We start from the raw sequence: 19,898 nt of genomic DNA, 5'->3' as shown, positions 1-19,898 counted from the left end.
ATACTCCGCTAATAGATGTAGTCGCTGCTTTCTGTTTCTTCTCTGATATCTTCATTAGTCAAAAATTTAACAGAAATATCAGCGGCACCTCTATCTGTACTCTCAAAAGTCGCATGACCATTTGTGCTAATAAGAAAGCCACCATATTTAGAATCAACTGGTAATCCTTCTTCAATACGGTCTGAAATAATTTCGCTGACCTTAGAAACTAACCTAGTATTGATTATTTCATCAATGGCTCTTGCACCTTCCTTATCACCTTCACGGCTGATCATGTCATCCGCAATCATTACTGATACAGGATCAATATCATAAAAGACCTTATTGCCTAAGTGTTTATACCACCAGTCCCCACTTTCAGGTTGAGGTAAGATCAATCTAATACTCATGTTTCCCAAAGAATAAATACTTCCCGGGATGCTCCAGCCCTTTTGCAAGGCTTCGACCTTTATTCTGGCAATCATCGCCATAACTGCTGGAGGAAGTGGTAAGTATGGAATAATAGCTTGAAATCTTTGTAAAATTTCAGGCTTAATACCATTATTTTGACCAGTATCACCATTTACCAAAGCTTGAACTAATTCACTCTTGTTATGGTTAAACTTTTGATACATTTCATCCGAATAGTCATTTGGATGTTCATTTCGATTGATTTGCATATTTTTTCCCATTTTATTGAAAAAGTCGGCACCTAAGTTTGAAGTACCAAGAACAACAGTACTGTTTATTGCACGATCAACGCCATGACTATCTCTAACAATACCCTCGTCAAGCATTCTCATAAGTGAAAATTGTACAGTTCGATGTGATTTTTCAAACTCATCAAGTAAAATTACTTTTTGTTTATTAGCTGCCATATCATCACCGATAATTTTTTGAACTTGAGGAGCATCTTCAGCCGTAGGATAGTCACCACCATTAATAGTCAATATGGCATCATCACGACCAAATAGAGCTTTTGCTACGGCTTTTGCGGTCTCCGTCTTACCAACACCAGTAGTACCAACTAAAAGAGCTGTAAACAGTGGCTTTTTACGATTTCGAGGAGCATAGAAAGCATTATTGATTGCATCACCAATTAACTTAACCGCCAAAGGCTGTCCCTTAACACGTCTATGTATTTCTGCTCTAACAACTTTCGCACTAGCAGGCGGATCGATGTTATATCCTTCTTGCTTAAAAATATATCTAAACGTTAAGTGATCAATTTTTCTTTTTTCACCAGTAACCATATACAGCCTTGTTTCTCGTCCAACACAACTATCAAGTAATGCCTTAGACTTAGCCGGATTAACTTGGTTACGAACATAAACATCAGCTAAATTAACGAGTTCAGTTAAACTCCTATCAGTAATTTCAGGTACATAATCTAACTTTTTTCTTAAAGACTCTATATGCCGTCTTAAAATCAAAGCCGTTAGTTTTAAAGATGGTGGATCAATAATTACTTTATTGAAACGTCTATCAATCGCATCATCTTGAGCCAAATTTTCAAAATATTCTTTAGCAGTAGTGGCTGTAATGATTGGGAACACGCCACGTCCTAACCCTTCCTTAAGAGCATTTAGTGCCGCAGAAGATCTAACACTTTTTCCGTAGTCATTAAGCTTATGAACTTCATCAATAAAAAGAATAAGTTTGAATCTTTTTCCTGGATTACCTTTTTGCGTTGCCTTACGAATTACACGCATATCATCAAGAAGTGTACTCATTCGGGCAATCATAATGTTTTCTGGCAAAGCACCTAAAGTTTCAATTGCTAATCTCACTACAACAAATGGCTCAGTAGTCTCTTCATGTAAATGAATCAATTGTTCAACTAATGCTGTTTTACCGACACCAGCTTCACCAAGAATAACTGCACTAGGATTACCAGGATTGTACATAATATCTTCAAGCATAGAGAGTTTATCTTTATATCCTACAAAATCTCCTGCACCAGCTGACAAAAGTGATAAAGCGTGATTATAATTTTTATCAACTTCTTCTGGAATTACCAAGTGTATGCTACTCATTGATTCACCATTCTTTCTAAAAAGAGCAAATAAAAAAGGCTGTTATTACTAACAACCTTTTAAATAATCTATTTATGTAATACTACAAAAGCACCTGTCACTAAAATTAAAACAGTAGCAAATATGAATGCCGCAATTTTTGAAGTATATGTATGTTTAAATGCTTCTAACGCTGGAGTTTCAACCGCACATATTGTCCCAACTGCCACTGCAATCAAAATGACTCCTATTAATGATTTAGTCATTATTAACCTTTCTTATAACTATTTATCCCAATAATCATCATCTTCATCTGCAAATGTTGATTGATCACGATATGCTCTGCGCTTAACCACTCTGCTTTTAGCTTTGTATTCATCGGGGATGCTATTAAGATTTTCTATCTTTCTAGGTTTATATTGAGGAACTATTTCTCTATGAGCTTTATCATAAGATCTTTGAGCCATGGTAATGATATCATCAACACCTTTAGAGGGATTTGAATAGAAAAAATTATATATCTCTTCTGCTAATCTCTTACTATTCATAATCATTTTCATGATCTTTACGTATAAAAAACATAGCCATACATAAAGTATTTGTGAGACCCAAGGCTATAAATACTTCAATAAAATATTTAAATACACCTAAAATCCATGTAATTATTCCTACCCCCATAAGACCTATCATATAAATAATCAATGGGGGGGTTAATACAATTCTTTTTGACTTCTTCATCTTTCCTCCAAATCTATAACTAATACATATTTTCAAGACTATCAATCGTATATGTATGATGCTTTGTTTGTTCAGGCTCCAGAATGTCTGAAGAAATACTGCTATCTTCAAGTTTCTGATACCGTTTATTCATCAATTTATAATTACGTTGTAAATCTGATAAAGTAGTTTGCAAATTTTGCTTATTGTCTCTAGCTACAGCGTCATCTTTATTTTCTTCAAGTCTTATATTCATTTCATGTAATGTTTTTTGAGCTTTTTCTATTTTTTGTTTAGCTACATCCATTTTTCGTCGTAAGTCAGCAAGATTTTTCTTTATAAACAAATCAGTTACAATATCTGAATCATTTTTCCAATTTCGATAATTTCGTTTAGCATTGTGTGCATTTAATCTCACATAATACAAAGGTGGTAATTTAGCTCTTGTACTATCTTCACCATTATCATTAGTACTATCAGGATTATCATCTGCACCACTAGAAAGTTCTGCAGTAATTGAATCATCAAGATCATCATCAGTCATTTGTGTAGTATCATCTTGTAAATCATCGGTAGATACCAATTGACCATTATCAATAATCATTACGATAAAAGCTTGATTTCTAAAACCAGTTGGAGAGTAGACTGTTAAGACACCTGATCCATCAGTACCAAAAATTCCATATCTAAGTTTTACATTAGGCATTGGATTCTGCTTAGTATCAACAAGTCTCAATTTGTATCTATTACCAAATGATGACAATTGTTGATGGGCTGTATCATCATATTTGATTTCAACAGCTAACGTTTTACCATCTTTACTTAGTCTAGTATGACCTAAAGTTAGAGCACCTTTAGACTTACCGCCCCAAAGTGGTAACCCTTCATTATATTTCATAGAAGATGCCATTACTTGCTGGGTATAAACACGATGATTATGCTCAATCCAAATAAAACCAGTAAGTAGTAAAATAACTGAAACCACTAAAATTACTGGCATTTGATAAAAAAGTTTTACATCACTGGGAGTTTTATATAATTTTTTTCTTTTTTTCTTTTTTATCTTATCTTTAGGCTTTTTCTCGCCATTTTTTCGTCTTTTTCCAAATAATTTCACTTAAAATAGCTCCTAGCATCAATAATGTACTTACAATAATTAAAGCGATAATCTGATACCAAAGTGGGTTTATCAAACGAATATCACTAAAATTTGTGTTCCATAACATTTCAGATACATTTTTATAACTGAACTCTTTTAAATTCATAAACTTTATAAAAGCCTGTTGTTGATGAAAAGCCATTAATCCCGTAAAAACATAAGGCAGTGCAACAATGAAAAGCCACCAATTGGACTTTTTAAGGGCCTGCTTAGAAATATACAAGTTAACAACAAAACCAATACATAAAGCTATATATAAAGCTATGTAAAAGATTTTTGTATTATTGATTGCTATCCTCACAGCATAAGAAGTTTTTTTAGCTGGATTCACGTATAATGGAATCAGAGATACAAAAAATAAAATTACAGTATATATAAAGAACGAGCTTATAAAATTATTTTTCTTTTTGCGATTAACGAACCACAATGCAAATGAAACAAGTGGTGAAAAAATCCAAGATAACAATAAAACTACGTCACCAAGAGTAGATAACTGAAATGGATCAGAATTAATACTCGCTCCCAATTGTTGGATTATCAAAGCTACTGATAAAACCAATACCATTGGTACTAACCAAGCTAACAAAGCAGAAAAAGAAATAGATGATAACTTTTTAAATTTATGTTTGTTAAAAGTTAATTTCATAATTCTTTCCAAGTGGATCAATCGCCACTATAGTTATTAACCCACCACTGTCCCGATATGGAGATATACCATACTCCAGTTATTTATAAATCAAAGTCTAACAAGACTTTGATTTAATTGACTTTGTTAATGATTCATATTTTTATAGCGAAAACATGAAAAACTAGAAAGATTAGTTTATAGATAACTATCAACTGTCTGCGTCTATGTAAACCATATACAGACTCACGCTTACAAGGAATTACACCTCTTTAGGACTCTACCTATGACTAAAAAATTAGCAGCGTAACGGGTTTAAATTTCGACTAATAGACCTAGCGTACCCAGCAAAGCTGTGTTGAAGATTAAAGATTAATTGCCTTTTGCAATTTTACCCGCAAACTTTATCCCGCAGTATGTACTCTTTCGAGCTTAGTTGTCAAAGAACACCTCACTAACAAGTGAGTAGAGCGATAAGAGGAATCGAACCTCTTTTTAAAACACCAGTTATCGCAGAGCCATGTAAGTGACTTTTTAAATTAAATTATAGGGAATAATAAAATTATCAAAGAAAGATTGTAACAATCATATTGATTGCTACAGCTAACACTCCATTTTGAAAGAATGAAATGCTAGATGTAAAAATTAATACTATTTACGTATCGTAAAACCACTGAGAAGCGGTCGATTAGATTTCTTTCTTTTAGCAAAAATACGTCTGTTAGTATCGTAAGCTGACATTACTGACGGATAAATTTCAAACAATGATAGCTTATTTTTGCCATCTACAGAAAAAAACAAACCATTTTGATGATTTATATAGTTAGTGCCCTCAAATGTTCTGACTCTATGTGCTCTATTTAGTAACTCTTGTTCACTAACAACGTGATTAGTTGTCTTAAAAAAAGTGTGTGCAACTTTTTTACCCATAACATCTCCTAAATTGTATCTATCCCCACAAAAAAACCGAACATCGTTTTTAAATTTAACAATAAAAAAGGCATATGGTTAAACAACCATATGCCTGATAGTATGCAAACATGCTTAAAATATTACACTCCTACTCAAGTACGCATTATATATTCAAACTAGAATCCCTTTTATTAAAGCAGGAATTCTAGTACAATGTAAAGCGGTAGTGTGTAAAACTACCAGACAAGGTTGTTCTTACTGGTAATAAGAACATTTATTGAAGGAGTACTGGTAATACGCCTTCAACCTTGTCTTTTTTTATATATTAAATTTTTCGCCGATGTCCAGCCTAAATACTATTTTACGACATTTTAACGTGCATAGCAATATAGTAAACCGAACATCGTTTTGCTTAAAGTCGCTTCTCAAATTGTGATTGTAAGTCAGCCTTTGTTGTTTCTCAAAGATTAATTTGATATTGATTACTTACAGAGTATACTCCCCTTTTATTATCTTTTAATTCATAATGTATATTTTTTGTAGCCTTAATACCCGATTTACCTATGACTTTAACATTTGAAAGTGTAAGATACATAGATTTCATATTATTGAAATATTTTTTAGCATCTATAATTGCTGTATTACTTTTACTATTCAATTGTATATAATCACCCTCGTAACTAGTCAGTAATCTATAGAAAGCATCTTGTTCAGCAGTATTTAATCCATATTTCTTAACGTATTCCAAAGCAGTAGTAGCGTCTTTAGGTGCTGATAATACTTCAATAAAGTTTGATGTATCATTATCTTTTACTAAAATATTACTTCTGTTATTTGCAGCAATCCTTTTATTATTATCTTTTATAGAAATATTCTCTCCAATTAAGTAATTAGGTCTTTCTAAGATAAAATATTTACCATAGGTTAAATTTGTTAATTTATGATGTTCTTTTGCTACTCTAAACTTAGCCGGATGCTTAGAAAGTATATTTGCTAAGTTTCTAGCATTTCTTTCACCTACAGGTAATTTTTTTACTGTATTTGATTGAGTTGTACTAGCTTTATTTTCATTTTTAGAATTACTTGAACATCCTGCTAACAATGAAGTTGATGCAAGCATTAGGGATGCAACAGTAATAATTTTTTTATTTAGCATAACTATGTATTCTCCAAATAAATATTCTTCTCAATTTTTGATTATGCGCTATAATTTTAAATGGTGCAATACCTAATTTTAAAAAATCTTAATTTTTTGGAGAATATAGAATATATGGATAAATGTACAGATTGGTTTAATGAAATAAAAAGACAAGATAAAGACAATAACAAAGAAGGTTTACCAATTACAGTTAATTTTAGAATTAATGAAAAACTAAAAGCTAAGTTACTAAATCTTAGTGAAAAATCTAATATTAAGTATTCTGTATTCTGTAGAACAGCTATTAGAAGATTGAAACTTACTAATTTTTCTAATGATTATGTTGATCTAATAGAAAAAGAAACTAATGCTAAAAAGAATGTAAGAATTAGATTTAGTATTGATCAGCAGCTTAATGATGAATTTACTCTAACATCAGTCTACCTTCATACAGGTAAACAAAGAACTATAAGTTTGATGCTGTATCTTTTATTAAAAGAATACGATGAGGTAGTAAATACTCAAAATGAGAAAAGTACATGAATCTATCATTTCAGGGAAGTTGCTTTCAGAGAGAGTTTTTGCCCTACTTTTTTCAGGCAAAAAGAAAACTCAACATTTCAGGTATAGTGCATCGTCGGTTGAGTTCCTCAAAAGAGGCACATTTTACGCATTATTCAGTCCCTGCAACCTTATAGGTACTTAGCTTCTCTATAAGGAAACGTGATTGCTCTTAATAGCTTCTCTTGCTGACACATTTCATGTCAGAACTCAAGTCCACTATTTAAGATGAATTAACCACCCCTACCGTTCATGCTTTGAGTAGTTAGAATCATTTAATCTACTTGCTCAGGCTACATATGTCGTAGTCACATCTTGACGTTTTTCACCGACCAATCAGCTATCATACGGGTTAATTTATTGCAGCGGCTCAACTAAACCTGCTGACGTTTTTGAAGTCATTGAACGTCTGCGCTCATAAAAACAATTAAAAAGGGATTCAAACTTGCCTAGAAAGTCTGAATCCCACCTTAATTATCTTGAAAATATATTATTATTCCGCTAAAATATTAGTTGCCATGTAAGTGGCATAAGGAATAATAAAAACTTTTAATTGAATTAAAAGTCATGTTCAAATTGTTTCGGACTCTTTAGACAATTTTGAACGTGGGATTAAAACTTAGGGTTGTAAGTTCTAGTCCAGCACATATTTGATTGGCGTCAAATATGTGCTTTTTTCATACTCTTTTATTTTTTATATTTAAATGTCTGTTTAATTATAGCTTAATTTCTAGTTAATGGTCTAGTAAATCTTTAGAAAATTCGTTCAAATAAGCTAAAATTGCTGTCTGGGCGTATTCAAATTAACTTGAATACAAAAAATAATGGAAATCAATTAAAACAGTAAAGAAGGCAAATTATGGGATTATTAAGGAACTTATTAGGTTTAGTATTAGGTGCCGACTCGGAAGAACAATCTAATGCAAATATTCAGCAAAATGATAGATATAAGACTGTTGTACAGCAATAACACAAGCCAAACATCAATTCCTTTAAAGTTTCTTATTAAATTGAGTCTAATCACCAATGTTTATAGGGACCGTCTTTACAGAAACTGTTCCTTTTTTACCATTTTGTAATTTATAATGAATCACATTAGTAGCTTGTACCTGATTTTTATCAACTACTTTAGCTTTTGAAATAGTAACATACATTGATTCCATATTTTTAAAGTAAGATGACTCTTCTAAAAGTGGAGCTTTTGTACTTCCAGCCGAATGTAAATTTAATTCGTTAACGGTGTCATCAGTGAGTAATTTGTAAAAAGTGTATTGCTGACTGGAGTTTAATTTATATTTTTTAACATATACTGATGAAAAAGTTGCACTTTTTGGAGCATCATAAGGTTTGATGTAATATATATCTTTTAAAATAATTTTCTTTCTTTTCATTTCAGCTACGTACTTAGCTTGTTTATTATTTAATTCCTTGATGGATGTATCATCACCAACAATGTGATCAGCATCTTCTAGAATATAATACGAACTAACATTTTTTCCTTGAGCTAATTTTAAAGTAGCTGGATGGTTATTAAGTGTATCTACTAAACTTTTAGTATTTCTTTCATCCGCAGGTAATTTTTTCAGCACGCTTGACTGAGCTGTACTAGATTTATTTTCACTTTTTGAATTACTTGAACATCCTCCTAATAATGCAGTCGACGCAAGCATTAGGGATGCACCAGTAATAATTTTTTTACTAAGCATAACGTATCCTCCAAAATAGATACTCTTTCTAACACTGATTATGCGCTATAATTATAAAGGGTGCAATACCCGAATTTAAAAAATCTTAATTTTTTTGGAGAATTTTTTATGGATGAATACACAAGGTGGATCAATAAAATAAAACAACAAGATAAAGTTGATAATAAAAACGGATTACCTATCTCACTTAATTTCAGAATTAATGACAAACTGAAAACTAAACTACTCAGTGTCAGTAAAGAATCAAAGATTAACTACTCTGTTTTTTGTAGAGCAGCCGTTAAAAGACTGAAACTTACCAATTTTTCAACTGATTATGATGATCTTATAAAAAGAGAAGCTAGTGCTGAAAAAAACGTTCGAATAAAGTTCAGTGTTGATCAACAACTCAATGATGATTTCACTTTAACTTCAGTTTACCTTCGTACAGATAAGCAAAGAGCAATTAGCTTAATGCTTTATCTTTTACTTAAAGAATATGATGAAGTAGCAAATACTAAAAATAAATAGAATTAAATAGACGAGTATCTAAATCAGATATTCGCCTATTTTTTATATTTAGAATTTATTTAAATTAATTAAATTTCAAGTCAGGGAAGTCGCTTTCTGAGAGAGAGTTTTTGCCCTACTTTTTTCAGGCAAAAATAAAACTCAACAAGTCAGGTATAGTTCGCATCGTCGGTCGAGTTCCTCAAAAGAGGCACATTTTACGTATTATTCAGTCCCTACAACCTCATGGATACTTAGCTTCTCCACAAGGGAATGTGATTGCTCTTAGTAGCTTCTCTTGTCAACACGTTTCATGTCGGAACTCAAGTCCACTACTAAGATGAATTAACCTCCCCTACCGTTCGTGCTTTAAGCAGTTGGAATCATTTAATCTACTTGCTCAGGCTACACATGTCGTAGTCACATCTTGACGTTTTTCACCGACCAATCGGTTATCTTACGGGTTAACTTATTGCAGCGGCTTAACTAAACCTGCTGACGTTTTTGAAGTCATTGAACGTCTGCGCTCATAAAAACAATTAAAAAACGGGATTCGAACTTACATAAAAGTTTGAATCCCGCGTTAATTGTCTTGATGTTTAACATAAAATCTCTTAAAATAGTTATTAGCCAAGTTTGGCTATGAGATTTATGTTATTGAAACTTTTGAAATCTTAATTTTCAAAAGTCATGTTCTATTGTCACTGTGTCTTTAGACAATTTTGAACGTGGGATTACAAACTTAGTGTTGGTAAGTTATAATCCAGCACATATCTGACCGTCAATCAGATATGTGCTTTTTTCATACTCTCATTTTTTATATTAATATGTCTGAAGTCATTATAGCTTAATTTTTAGCTAATGGTCTAGTGAATCTTTATAAATCTTTAAAAAAATACGCTCAAATGGCTCAAATTTGCCACCTGAGCGTATTAAAATTAGCTTGAATATAATTGGAAGAAACTGATTAAAACAGTAAAGAAGGCAAATTATGGGGTTATTCAGAAACTTATTAGGGTTAGTATTAGGTGCCGACTCGGAAGAGCAATCTAATACAAATATTCAGCAAAATGATAGATATAAGACTGTTGTACAGCAACTAAATGAAGTCGGCCAACCTGTAGATCCAACTCAAGAAGATACAATTGTTGTAGAATACACGCCTAATAGTAACTTTCCAAGTAACTATCGTGTTGAACTCTACAGAGCTAATTCAGAATATGCACCTATGAGTATTGGAAACAGTTCACCCGATGAAGTATTTGACCTGAAGGAATTGCAGTATAAGAGTATCATGAATAGTTCTGTACAGGACGTGATTTCAGCAAATGCTGACGTGTTAACTAGATAGTCAAAAGAAGTGTGTTATAATCTAAATAACAATTAAATAAAACATAATTCAGAAAAAAGAGTTAATCTCGTCGTGCCGTCTAATTAAGTTTAGACGGCTTTTTTTGACTTTGGATAGACTATGTTATAATAAGATTTGCTAATACAAATTTTTAAACTATTTTCCCAAAAAAAGCGTTCTTGAAATCAATACCTCTAACAATATTGATTTCAAGAACGCTCTTTTTCTGCACAGGAAAGAATTATTCTTGTTGGCTGTTTAACGTAAAAACATTGTATACTAAATTGAATTCAAAAAAACCTAGTCGAGGTAGTCGACTAGGTTGGTGTGATAGCTAATTCATGCTATAATTAACTTGGCTAAAGATAATTAATCTGATAGTCAGGTTGGAAAATTAGCTTAGTGCTACTATCCTAGCGCAGTGCGAATGCGTTACCAACCAGCACTATAACAAAAAGGTTTCTATTAATTGTCACCTCTAGTTATGAATTAGGTGGACGAAATTCTTAACCTGCACTACATATATTATAACAAAAAAGCTTTATAAATGTTGTTAAATCAACAGTTATAAAGCTTTTTATTTTATTTTTTAATTACTTCAGATAGATTTTATAATTGGACAAAAAGGGCATTACTAAATTCGCAGTAATGCCTTTTCATTTTATATATTTAATCTTTTTGCCTTTGAGAAAGTAATTTAGAAATTACTTCAAGTTGCTTAGAACCAGAATTTTTAATAGCAGTCATTAGAATTTCATGAAACTGATCATTACTTAAAGTAAAGTTAGTGAAATATCGTATAACAGCTTTTACTCGTCTTCCTTGTACCATTTTGTCAGTTCTATCTAAAGTTTGGTAATTGTTTTCAATTTCACCTTCTTTATCTACCGTAACCTTTCTTTTAGCTTTTTGCATCCAATCACTAATCATTACAAGTTGTTTGGAATCAGCATTTTCTATAGCAGCAGTAAGAAGCTCAGAAAACTGTTTATCAGTTAAAGTTTTTGTATTAAAAGCTTTAAGAACAGTGGCAATACACTTCTCTTGGTGCTCTTTTAATTTATTAGCATTTTTTGATTTATAAATTTTAGCTAATTCTTTTTGAGCTTCCTTATTATTTTGAGAAGCTTCTTTTTTTAATCTATTGTATTTATTTCGTTGAAATTGAGCATTATAGCTACGTGTTTCAGCTTTTTTCTTTTCAATCTCTTGTAGTTTTTTTATTGCTTCGGTATTTCCGGAAGTAGCCGCTTTCTGAACTTTAGCTTCTTCTTCTTTTTTCTTGCGATTGTATTCTTGATAATATGCTCTTGTTTTTTCAGTAGACCAACCCATGCTATTTCTCCTATAAAATCTAAATTAGAATTACAAAAAACGTTGATAATCTTGGCTCATTTTGGTCAATTTACCACGGACTAAAGTCCGTGGCTTGTAGCTCACGACTTTCTCAAGTCAGTAGTACAAGCGTCTTGTGACTCCTACTTACAGTGGCTACATCATATCGGACGATTGACTTGCGCCCGTTTATCTAGCAAGGTTTAGCTCACTAGCATTATTTATCTTTGATTATCCTTGGTTCTTCTTCACCAGATACATACCTAGTTCCTAATTGTTGGATATTGATAGCAGCTAAGCGGTCATCATTAGTCCGATAGCCACATTTATCACAAGTATACAGATGCAAGTGATGATCTCGATTTTCTTTGCGAATACGCCCACACTTAGGACATCTTTGACTAGTGTATTGCGCTGGTAATTCGATTGTTTTAGAAGAGTTAAGGCTAGATTTATAAGTCAGAAATTGTGCTAATTGGAAGAAAGCCCAAGAAACATTTTCATAGCGACTATCTTTGTTAGACTCTTCAGTAGCTTCTCTAACGCCAGCTAAGTTTTCAATTACAAAAAGGGTATTCTTACCATACTTATCAACGAGTGTCTTAGACAATTGATGATTGATATCAGTCATCCAACGGTTCTCTCGTTGACCGATCTTTTTCAGTCTACGCTTGGCAGATTTTGTACCTTTAACTTGCAGGCGCGCTCTCAATCTCTTATATTTTCTGCGCTTTCTAATAACTTGTTTACCATCAAAGAAAGCAGTTCGACCTTTTTCATCATAGCAAGTAGCTAAAAAGCGTAATCCACGGTCGATACCAACTACATGCTCAGTTTGTTTTATCTGATAATCAGGAACTTCTTTGGTAGCAGAGACGTGCAAATACCACTTACCTCTAATATGTAAAAGCTTACCGATACCTAATTTCCACTCATTAGTAAAGTACTGATCAAATCCTTTACATACTGGAGTTACTTTAACTCTACCATCCAAGGTATTCAAAGAGAGCAGATTTTTAGCTGCTAAATAAGACCAATCTCTATTTCTTTGTAGGTCGACTTGTGGGGTATTGAAAGAGATCGGATACCAAAGCCACTTTAGATCACGGTAAACACGTTGATAGATCTCTTTACCTTTAACATTCTTTTTGCCTGTATCATAATATACTGGTTTGCTTACAAGCTGAGTTTTAACAGTTTTATACTTAGCAACAACATTTCTGATAGCAGATTGAGCCATTTGAGATTTTAAGCCAAATTTTGTCCGTAGATCAGAATATAATGCTTTATTTAATCTGCTTTGAGCCATATCAAAACCATGATTAAACATGTATTCAGAAATGTGGTTGCAAGCAAGACGATACTGTTCCATAGTTTTCTCAAACTTAGTGGCGATATCTTGAGCATTAAAGTCTAACTTAACTTTGATAGTTACAGTTTGTTCCATCATTACCCTCCCTTCTTTATATTTTCATATTGATTATATCATACATAACACATGAAAATATAAAGTGAGATAAAAAATAAGCTGATACATTCGTATCAGCTTAAGGCTATCCCTCCAGTGGTTAAAACCACTGGTATCTCGCCTAGTTATCAATGAACATTGATGTGTCAACGGTTTTATTTTAGTCTTTTATATACTATGAAAGTCCTTTATCTGACCATAATTGATCATAATCATAATCACTACCTGAGTCTGAATCATGTTCAGGTTCTGATTCGGAATCTTTCTTTTCATTAACGTGAGGGGTAGTTCGCTGAGATTCTATCTCTTTTTGAGCTTTAGGTTCTTGTTGCTTTTTTACAAGAGTATTAACTCTTACTGTTTTAGCTTTAATTTCATCATCAGTTTCTAAGTTTTGTTCGTTAGAAAAACTTCTTTGAAAGAACTCTATTGATGTACTTGTTAAATAATCTTTGTATCCAAAAACATTAATAGTTCCTTTGATCATATCTTTAATAGACTTAGTTGCATTGTCTTGGCTTTTAAGCCATTTATCAATGTCACTATCTATAGTTACTCTCATTATAAAGTTACGTGTATCTTGTTCCTCTTCTTGATTTTTTCGTTCTGTTTTCTTAGTCATGAATTAAACCTCTTTCTAAGATTCTACTTTCATACTATCAGCCATCGGCTTCAAACCTAATTCATTCATATTTTGAGCTAATCCTGGACCTACCCACAAAACAAAAGCAGATGAACGGAAATTATCTACTGTTTCCATAAGTTTTTTACGTAATTCAGTACGCTCCATAAGAGGAATTGATCCGCCACCAAAAATAAGAATCAATTCTATATTATCAGAGACTGTGAGAGCACTATTTACTTTCTGAATAATACGATTTACTAAGTTAGAAGAGCTTACTCTTTCAGCTTGTAAGGCAAATTCTTTATTTTCTTTATCAATTTTGTTAACTGGATCACTCTCTAAAAGTTTAGAGAACGCAATTGTATCTTTAACTTCAAGTCCTTGAACCATATTAGGCAAGTATTGAGCAGCTCTACTTAGTACAGCACCGTAGCCTAATGTAATACTTGCGGAATTAAAGACATCTGCAACACCGTTAATAATTAATGGAAAATCAGTTGTTTTGTTACCAATATCAATACCAAGTTTATTTTTTGCATTTTTAATAACTTCTATACCCTCATCTACTCGATCAGGATAATATTTTTTTAAATCTGCAATTAAGGCATTAGTGACATCTTTAGGACCATATTTGATTGCTATAACTGTAGCTATTTCACCTTCTTTAAAGACTTTTACAGCTTTAAAGTTAATGGTTACAGAAATATCATAATCGAAATTCTTCAAGATAACGATATGATTTTTATTTAAGTAGCTTTGTGCATATGTATCACGTACATTTGGTCTCCCCTCTATATTCATACCGATTTCTGAGATTGGTAATGCAGTTGCCATAGCCACATTAACTTTTAATGGTTGAAAGATATCTTCACCATTTTCGTAAGCTTCTTTTACTGCTTTTGCAGCAATTATTGAAAGTGTAATTATCTTAGATAATTCACTATGTGCTTTGTCTGTTCGAGAATTGGGATCAAAAATTATTCTGTCTAAAGTAGAGTTTTCAGCTGAATCTCCTACTAAGTAACGTTGACCATTAACAACAACATCCATCTTTTCAAAGATATTATCTACAACATTTTTTACACTACTCTCGTTAGTATGATCAATAGGATCATTTGCAACTTGATTTACAGCTGCAACAACTGAAGGCTGTTTAACATACTCATCATTAATACTTACCTTAGTAGCACCGTAACCTAAATCATTTGCCATACGTGCAAGTTTATTTTTAGTCATTATTTTCTCCTTTGCTATTAACAATGCTGCGTAAATATATTTGATTTACAATTTAATTATATTATTTATATTAGTAAATATCAAGTAATTATATAGTAAATATTGAATAAATAGAAATATTAATAAAAATACATAGTAAATATCGAATATTTACAAAGTAAACATTCAATATTATATCCTGTTATAAAGCTATTTTTACTATTAAATACTACGTAAACACTAAATATTTATATTATATATATGATATTTTGATGTTTATACTACATAAATATCATATAAATATTATATATTTACCAAATCAAATAATATATATTTTATATTGAAAAAGCCTAGTTGTTGTTTATTTCATATTTACGGAGTAAATATGAAATTCTATATCAATGCTAATAATTTTCACAATCTCTACATAATATGCTATAATTAGAACGCTCCTATATAGATAGAGAGATTTACAAGTAAAATTTTAAGTTGGTTTGCAGACTAACTTAGACCTAAACGAGCTGTATCGCAATGATATAGCTCGTTTTTGTATTATTCTTTATACCTTTTACTAGCTCATCAAAAAGGCTCTATAGATGCGTGAATAACACCTATAGAGCCTTTTTAATTAATTCTTAACAGCATCTTTCAATGCTTTACCAGCCTTAAAAGCTGGTGCTTTAGTAGCTGGAATTTCTATTTCTTCACCAGTTTGAGGATTTCTACCTTTTCTTGTTGCTCTGTTACGTACAACAAAGGATCCAAAACCGATTAATTGGACATTTTCACCAGATGCTAAATCTGACTTGATAGTGTCTAAAACTGCGTTTAAAGCTTCATTTGCTTGTTTTTGAGTTAAATCTGTCTTTTCGCTGACTTCTTTTGCTAACTCTGCTCTACTTACTGACATATTTAGTGCCTCTTTCTTTTGATTTACAATCACTATTATACCAGTAATCATAGGCTTTGACGGCTTTTTGATAAACAAAAAAGGAACTACACGAATGCAGCTCCTAAAACCATTAAATCCTATTAACATAACAGGACGTAAACAATTATAGCACATCAATTATTAGTAAGCTATTTGAAAATTATTCTTTTTCTGCAAGGGATTTTTCGATATTTTCAGGAGTTAAAGCATAGTGATTAAGCATTGAAAAGCAGTTAAAAAATGCATCCCCCAAAGGGATGCATTTTCTGTGTATTTAATAAATCAGTGGGGCGACATGCACTTGATAATCTTCTTTAGTCATATTGGTGATGTAAGAAAGATTAATATCTGAATTTTCGTAACCGTCTAAATCTTCGTATGCATCAAGTGCATCATCATAATTGCTGAATGTGGTGTTGATTAAATCCCACCAACTATCGGTAATAGCCCAGCAGTTAAAATCTTTTTGTTCTTCAATGTTCTTGATTTCTGAATAATCTTTTTTCATTTTAGATACCTCACTATGTTTTTAGATTTAATGGTTTTGCTTGTAAGTTCCTTAATCAACTTACATAATTATAATACACCAGAATATAATAAAATACAAGTGTAAATTATAAATATTTTATGAAAGCAGTGATTGAACAACAAATTATGATTAAATGGGTGATAATGAAAGAGGAGTTAATTTGTGCATCCCTCTACAAAAATTCATAAAAGATAATTATTCTTAGATATATTAGTTATTCTATGGTATAATGAAATCACTATGTAAATAGTGTGTAATGAATGTTTGAGGTTGCCACAAAAGTGGCAACCTTTTTTGTTCGGTAAAACTTTTAAAAATAAAGATTTACAATATTTTGTGAATTAAAAGGGGCTATATCTTAATAGACATAGCCCTTTTTAAATTATATTAATTTCTCTTCAGCAAATGAGAAATAGTTATTTTTTGTGATAACAAAGTTATCTAGAAGCGGTATACATAAAAATTGACTCGCTTCTTTAACTCTATTTATTAATTTAATATCTTGATCGCTAGGATGTACATTGTTACTAGGGTGGTTATGAACTAGCACAAAGCTAGCGCAATTGAGCTGTAAAGCTTTTCTAAATATATCCCTAGGATGAATATATGATTTATTTAAACTTCCTTTAGCAAGTAAAACATCACTAATTAATTTTAATTCACTATCTAAATATAAACCGTGTACTTCCTCTTGTTCTAAGTTTCCGTATTTAGACGCTAAATAATATCCTAGTTGTGTAGAACTATTAAAAGGAATATTTTTGTTGGTATTTAAAAGGGTATTCCTTTTAAGCGTTGAAACGATTAGATTTGTTAAATCTTGTGGTAAAGAATTATTTTCTAATTTTGTTAATAATTCTTTAGCACTTAAGTTATTACTAATCTTAATTTTATCTATTTTTGTACTGTATGTCATTTTTTCTCCTATGTAAGTAATGTAATGAATTTCTTGTAAGTTCTTATCAACTCACAATATTATAATACACCATAATATATTTATGGTCAAGTATAAAATATTTATTTTATGTTTATTCTAACAATATTTAATAATTACAAAAGCAAGCAGTAATTACTGCTTGCTTTTGTTTATTATTCTAAAAAAATCTTTCTTAACTTTTTAGAGCAGCATAAGCCACCAGCAAAAAAACTAGAGACTACTAAAGTTAAAATTTCTAAAATCATATTTAATTCTCCTATATAAATAATGTGATATTGAATGAACTTTTGTAAGTTGTTAAGGTTATTAACTCTTAATCAACTTACAATATTATAATACACCAGAATATAATAAAGTGCAAGTACTTTTTCAATAAAAAATATAAATAATCTATAAATAGAGAAAACAATTAAAAGCAGCCAAAAAGGATGCACCCTTTAAAAACAGCGCATCCCTCAAAATAAGCTATTTTGAGCACGTTTAAGCCTTTTAACTTAATCTAAACATAAGCGGCAAAAACGCTTCTCAGGTAGCAAAATAGTTCAAATATTGAAAGATATACAAAAAAGAAGCGGTGGCCTATTTTTATTGGGTCACTGCTTCTTTTATATTTGCTTTAAAAAGCTGCTAATAGTTCCTCATTTACTTTGATGACTGGTGTAATTTTGCCGTTAACTTTGATTGCCTTGAGATATTTTTGAATCAGCTTAACATCATCACTTGTCAAGCTTGATTCAACGATTCCTTCATCGGTCTCAAGTGAATTACAAATCAGTACAGAACCGACTAATACAGGGGTGTTATTAACGTCTAAGACTGTTGGATTTTTACCAGATGCGAAGCCGTCATCATCGCAAATGAAATCAAAATACTTACTACCGATTTTGTAGCTCGCAATATCTATGTATTCACAATCCAACAACTTGTAGTATTCCGATAGCTTTTCATTTACAGAAACCATCTTTGCGCTTCTGTTGTCAGCGTCAATCAATAAAGCATCAAATTTTCTTTTTTGCATTTTAAATTCCTCTGCTATCTTTCTATATAAATAATGTAATGAATTAGTTTTTGTAAGTTGTTAAGACTATTAGCTCTTAATCAACTTACATTATTATAATACACCAGAATATAATAAAATGCAAGTGTAAATTGTAAATATTTTATATTTATAAATCAATAGTTAAACAATATATTTTTATTAATTTTGCAAAAAATAAAAGTAGATTGAGTATAAAAAAGCCTAAATTTATTAGGCCTTTTTATTTATATTCGTTTCGATTACTTTCAAAATACTTGAATTGTTTTTTTAAAGTAAAACAATAATTCAAAATATAACAAATGTATAGACAAAAATAGAGCTTGATAAACTCAAGCTCTATTTTTTATAAATCAATATTGTTTTGAATAGCGTAATTTTCAATTATATTATCACTGACGTAATTTAACTCATCAATCCATTCAGCTTCTGTTAAGGTTTCTAAATTGCCGTAACCGTTGTATCGAATATAATCATCACTCCAAACAATGTTGCCAAAACATGCTGATCTAATTGCTTCAGCTCGGCTCATATTGCTTGTTAACAATTCAAGCGCTTCTTCATCAAATTCTACAGGTTCTTCTAAAATCTCGTTTTTATTGTCTAATTCATTGTAAACATCCTCAATGGTATTTAAATTATTTTCTTGTAATGCTTTAGCGAGCTTGTTTAAAGTATTTAAATTTTCAAATTCTGAAATTTTGAAAGGTGCTTCATAATCGGTAATAAAATATTCTTCACCGTATCCCTCAACGTTCCCAAAGGCTTTTTGGTCAGCTTTGAAAATATCGTTGACGTTTGCAACTGGCAAAGTAGTCCATTGACCAGTTAAAACGCCTGCATTATAGGCACCGATATTACTTACAAATACTTTGATTTCAACGTTCTTTAATTCTTTCATGTTTAATTCTCCTATATAAATAATGTGATATTGAATGAATTTTTGTAAGTTGTTAAGGTTATTAACTCTTAATCAACTTACATTATTATAATACACCAGAATATAATAAAAGTCAATAAAAAGATAAAAAGATTTAGAAATAAGTTTGAAAAGAAAAAACAAATTAAAAATAAAGTAATTCAAAAATTAAATGAAGCGAAAAAAGAGTAAAATTTTAATTTATAATAATTTTTCAGTTAAAAGAAGCACAACAGGACAAAAATAAAGCG

21 protein-coding genes are annotated in these 19,898 nt (G+C 31.1%); 3 read left to right on the top strand and 18 right to left on the bottom strand.

The features are described from left to right. Positions 1 to 8 precede the first annotated feature (8 nt). The 8 genes from HDR40_RS08080 to HDR40_RS08045 all read right to left on the bottom strand — a co-directional run bounded on the left by HDR40_RS08080 (position 9) and on the right by HDR40_RS08045 (position 6,563). Positions 9 to 2,015 carry an AAA family ATPase gene (locus HDR40_RS08080; RefSeq protein WP_290628124.1) on the bottom strand — a complete coding sequence of 669 codons (2,007 nt, stop codon included), beginning with the start codon at positions 2,013 to 2,015 and terminating at the stop codon, positions 9 to 11. 68 nt (positions 2,016 to 2,083) lie between these two features. Then, positions 2,084 to 2,260 carry a hypothetical protein gene (locus tag HDR40_RS08075; RefSeq protein WP_290628122.1) on the bottom strand — a complete coding sequence of 59 codons (177 nt, stop codon included), beginning with the start codon at positions 2,258 to 2,260 and terminating at the stop codon, positions 2,084 to 2,086. Positions 2,261 to 2,278: 18 nt separating this feature from the next. Beyond that, positions 2,279 to 2,542, bottom strand: a complete 264-nt coding sequence (locus HDR40_RS08070) for a hypothetical protein (protein ID WP_290628120.1) — start codon at positions 2,540 to 2,542, stop codon at positions 2,279 to 2,281. Next, positions 2,535 to 2,732 carry a hypothetical protein gene (locus tag HDR40_RS08065; RefSeq protein WP_290628118.1) on the bottom strand — a complete coding sequence of 66 codons (198 nt, stop codon included), beginning with the start codon at positions 2,730 to 2,732 and terminating at the stop codon, positions 2,535 to 2,537. Before HDR40_RS08065 ends, HDR40_RS08070 begins: the two co-directional genes overlap by 8 nt. 19 nt (positions 2,733 to 2,751) lie before the next feature. Beyond that, positions 2,752 to 3,828: a hypothetical protein gene (locus tag HDR40_RS08060; RefSeq protein WP_290628116.1), complete on the bottom strand. Its 1,077-nt coding sequence runs from the start codon at positions 3,826 to 3,828 to the stop codon at positions 2,752 to 2,754. Further along, a complete protein-coding gene (locus HDR40_RS08055; RefSeq protein WP_290628114.1) occupies positions 3,782 to 4,516 on the bottom strand; it encodes a hypothetical protein in 735 nt (244 codons plus the stop codon). The genes HDR40_RS08060 and HDR40_RS08055 overlap by 47 nt, the downstream gene beginning before the upstream one ends. Positions 4,517 to 5,146: 630 nt before the next feature. After that, positions 5,147 to 5,425 (bottom strand): hypothetical protein, encoded by a 279-nt coding sequence (locus HDR40_RS08050; RefSeq protein ID WP_290628112.1) that lies wholly within the window; start codon positions 5,423 to 5,425, stop codon positions 5,147 to 5,149. Between the two features lie 442 nt (positions 5,426 to 5,867). Continuing rightward, positions 5,868 to 6,563 carry a hypothetical protein gene (locus HDR40_RS08045; protein ID WP_290628110.1) on the bottom strand — a complete coding sequence of 232 codons (696 nt, stop codon included), beginning with the start codon at positions 6,561 to 6,563 and terminating at the stop codon, positions 5,868 to 5,870. 114 nt (positions 6,564 to 6,677) lie between these two features. On the opposite strand from HDR40_RS08045, the gene HDR40_RS08040 reads away from it, so the two are divergent. Then, the gene (locus tag HDR40_RS08040) at positions 6,678 to 7,088 is read left to right on the top strand and encodes a hypothetical protein (RefSeq protein ID WP_290628108.1); all 411 of its coding nucleotides are present in this window, start codon (positions 6,678 to 6,680) and stop codon (positions 7,086 to 7,088) included. 1,034 nt (positions 7,089 to 8,122) lie between these two features. Here the strand turns inward: HDR40_RS08040 and HDR40_RS08035 are convergent. Beyond that, on the bottom strand, positions 8,123 to 8,812 hold the full coding sequence (locus tag HDR40_RS08035) for a hypothetical protein (RefSeq protein WP_290628106.1): 690 nt from the start codon (positions 8,810 to 8,812) through the stop codon (positions 8,123 to 8,125). Positions 8,813 to 8,920: 108 nt separating this feature from the next. On the opposite strand from HDR40_RS08035, the gene HDR40_RS08030 reads away from it, so the two are divergent. Further along, complete coding sequence (locus HDR40_RS08030) at positions 8,921 to 9,322, top strand: hypothetical protein (protein WP_290628104.1); 402 nt, start codon at positions 8,921 to 8,923, stop codon at positions 9,320 to 9,322. Between the two features lie 970 nt (positions 9,323 to 10,292). Then, the gene (locus HDR40_RS08025; protein WP_290628102.1) at positions 10,293 to 10,652 is read left to right on the top strand and encodes a hypothetical protein; all 360 of its coding nucleotides are present in this window, start codon (positions 10,293 to 10,295) and stop codon (positions 10,650 to 10,652) included. A gap of 669 nt (positions 10,653 to 11,321) precedes the next feature. Here the strand turns inward: HDR40_RS08025 and HDR40_RS08020 are convergent. The 9 genes from HDR40_RS08020 to HDR40_RS07980 all read right to left on the bottom strand — a co-directional run bounded on the left by HDR40_RS08020 (position 11,322) and on the right by HDR40_RS07980 (position 19,629). Beyond that, positions 11,322 to 11,987: a hypothetical protein gene (locus tag HDR40_RS08020; protein WP_290628100.1), complete on the bottom strand. Its 666-nt coding sequence runs from the start codon at positions 11,985 to 11,987 to the stop codon at positions 11,322 to 11,324. A 217-nt stretch (positions 11,988 to 12,204) separates the two neighbouring features. After that, a complete protein-coding gene (locus HDR40_RS08015; RefSeq protein ID WP_290628183.1) occupies positions 12,205 to 13,434 on the bottom strand; it encodes a transposase in 1,230 nt (409 codons plus the stop codon). A 196-nt stretch (positions 13,435 to 13,630) separates the two neighbouring features. After that, positions 13,631 to 14,077, bottom strand: a complete 447-nt coding sequence (locus tag HDR40_RS08010) for a hypothetical protein (RefSeq protein WP_290628098.1) — start codon at positions 14,075 to 14,077, stop codon at positions 13,631 to 13,633. A 15-nt stretch (positions 14,078 to 14,092) separates the two neighbouring features. Continuing rightward, entirely contained in the window at positions 14,093 to 15,316 is a 1,224-nt protein-coding gene (locus tag HDR40_RS08005) for a ParM/StbA family protein (protein WP_290628096.1), read from the bottom strand. Between the two features lie 607 nt (positions 15,317 to 15,923). Continuing rightward, positions 15,924 to 16,205: an HU family DNA-binding protein gene (locus tag HDR40_RS08000; RefSeq protein ID WP_290628094.1), complete on the bottom strand. Its 282-nt coding sequence runs from the start codon at positions 16,203 to 16,205 to the stop codon at positions 15,924 to 15,926. 295 nt (positions 16,206 to 16,500) lie between these two features. Beyond that, positions 16,501 to 16,734, bottom strand: coding sequence for a hypothetical protein (locus tag HDR40_RS07995; protein WP_290628092.1), 234 nt, complete (start codon positions 16,732 to 16,734; stop codon positions 16,501 to 16,503). A gap of 403 nt (positions 16,735 to 17,137) precedes the next feature. Then, a complete protein-coding gene (locus tag HDR40_RS07990) occupies positions 17,138 to 17,671 on the bottom strand; it encodes a JAB domain-containing protein (RefSeq protein ID WP_290628090.1) in 534 nt (177 codons plus the stop codon). A gap of 637 nt (positions 17,672 to 18,308) precedes the next feature. Further along, positions 18,309 to 18,710, bottom strand: coding sequence for a hypothetical protein (locus tag HDR40_RS07985; RefSeq protein ID WP_290628088.1), 402 nt, complete (start codon positions 18,708 to 18,710; stop codon positions 18,309 to 18,311). Positions 18,711 to 19,074: 364 nt separating this feature from the next. Next, a complete protein-coding gene (locus HDR40_RS07980) occupies positions 19,075 to 19,629 on the bottom strand; it encodes an antirestriction protein ArdA (RefSeq protein WP_290628086.1) in 555 nt (184 codons plus the stop codon). Positions 19,630 to 19,898: the final 269 nt, after the last annotated feature.

It is taken from the genome of Lactobacillus sp. (genome assembly GCF_014803895.1).
The sequence above is the reverse complement of the archived record's forward strand: the minus strand, read 5'-3'. Positions and strand labels throughout refer to the sequence as shown.